The sequence below is a fragment of the Streptomyces sp. MZ04 genome (assembly GCF_004684775.1).
Taxonomy (GTDB): Bacteria; Actinomycetota; Actinomycetes; order Streptomycetales; family Streptomycetaceae; genus Streptomyces.
Window position 1 is genome coordinate 1 of record NZ_SRIC01000535.1, and the last position, 1,899, is coordinate 1,899.

Genomic DNA, 1,899 nt, shown 5'->3' on the forward strand with positions numbered 1-1,899 from the left:
TGAGCGTCTCGTGGGCTCGGAGATGTTTATAAGAGACAGCTCCCCGCCCCTCTCTCCGCTTCCTCGCCCTCGCGGCGACCGTGGTCCTGTGGGCGTCGGCCTTCCCCGCGATCCGCGTCGGCCTGGACGGACTCGGCGTCGCGGGGCTCTCCCTCCTTCGCCTGGCCGTCGCGTCCACCGCGCTCGCGCTCGTCGCGCCGCTCCTCGGGGTCCGCCTGCCCGAGCGCCGCGATCTCCCGCTGATCGCGCTGTGCGGGGCGACCGGCATGAGCGCCTATCAACTGCTCCTGAACTGGGGCGAGGTGCACGTTCCCGCCGGTACGGCCAGCCTTCTGGTCACCGTCGCCCCGGTGTTCAGCGTGCTGCTCGCCACGGCCTTCCTCGGCGAGGCCCTCACCCGCAACACCGCCCTGGGCAGCGCGATCGCACTGGCGGGCGCCGCGCTCATCGCCCTCGCCGGCGGCCCCACGCGCCTGTCGGCCTGCGCGCTCGTCGTGCTCGCCGCCGCACTCGTGCAGGGCGTCTACCACTTCGCCACCAAGCCGCTGCTCAAGCGGCACACCGGCCTGGAAGTCGCCTGTTACGCCATGTGGGCGGGCACCGCCTTCCTGCTCCCGCTCGCGCCGGACGCCCTGCACGGCCTGGCGCGGGCCCCCGCGTCCGCCATCGGACCGGCCGTGTACCTGGGCCTCCTGCCGTCCGCGCTCGGCTTCGTGACCTGGGGCTATGCCGTGTCCCGCGACACGGTCGCCAGGGCCACCGGCGCGCTCTACCTCGTCCCGCCGGTCGCGCTCGCCGTCGCCTACGTCTGGCTCGGCGAGACCCCGCGCCCGGTCGAACTCATCGGCGGCCTGATCAGCGTGGCGGGCGTCGTCCTCATCAACCGGCGGCTCACCCAGAGCCCTCCGGCGCGCCCCGGCGCGCGTCAGGAGGACAACGCTCCGGAGCACCGCGCCCCCCGCTCCATCGCCTCCACGGGTGAACGCCTTTAGTGCGCCGCCGAATTGGTCGCCGATCCTCATAGGCTCCGGCACTTGAACAACGACGGAGTCTTGAAATGACGGAGTCTTGAACAGTGACGGAGATGTGTCCACGGCCCGGCCCGGCCCCAGCGCCCCGCGCCGTTTCGCCCGCTGGCACGCGGGGCTCAGCGCCGCCGACAAGTTCGGCCTGTACGGGGTGCTGTGCGCCGTACTCCCTCTGCTGATAGCGGGGGTGACCTGGCTCGGCCAGTCCGTCGCCCCACCCTCACCCGTCGCCATGCTGGTCGAAGAGGTCGTCGACGCCTGTTCCACGGAGTGGCTCCTGACGCCGAAGGGCCGCTATCTGGCAGCGGGCTTCCAGGGCGGCGACGACCGGCAGTTGGCGCGGTGGCAGCGCGAAGGACTCAGCGTGCACAAGGACGCGATGACGGTCGAGGTCAGCCTGCGGGGCAACGCGGACAAGGCCGTGGAGATCCGCGACCTCTCCCTCAACGTCACCCGCCGCGGGAGGCCCGTGGCCGGAACCCCGCCCCGGGTGATGGGCTGCGGGGGCCCGGAGTCACCGGAGCGCATGATGGTCGACCTGGACACCCTCCCGGTGGGCCGCGACATCCCGGTCTCCTACCTGCAGCGCAGTCCGCACCAGCGCGCGGCCCGCAAGGCGGCCACCGAGTACGGCGGCGAACTGATCACGCTGCCCCGCCAAGTCACGACCGACACCTTCTACCGCTTCGAACTCATCGCCCGCACCCAGCGGTTCGACTCGGAGTGGACCGCCACGATCACCTGGTGGGACGGCGAGGAGGTCCATCACGACAGGATCGACAACAGCGGGCGCGCGTTTCGGGTGTCGGCGGGGACAGTGGCTGGCTCTTATACACATCTGACGCTGCCGACGAATAGCCTTGTGTAGGTC

General features: G+C 71.5%; 1 protein-coding gene and 1 pseudogene. Both read left to right on the forward strand.

What is annotated here, in order from left to right:
- Nucleotides 1-77: 77 nt before the first annotated feature.
- A pseudogene (locus E2651_RS46285) lies at nt 78-992 on the forward strand (DMT family transporter); the annotation flags it as partial.
- Between the two features lie 76 nt (nt 993-1,068).
- Entirely contained in the window at nt 1,069-1,896 is an 828-nt protein-coding gene (locus E2651_RS42900; protein WP_135336679.1) for a hypothetical protein, read from the forward strand.
- The last annotated feature ends 3 nt before the right edge of the window (nt 1,897-1,899 follow it).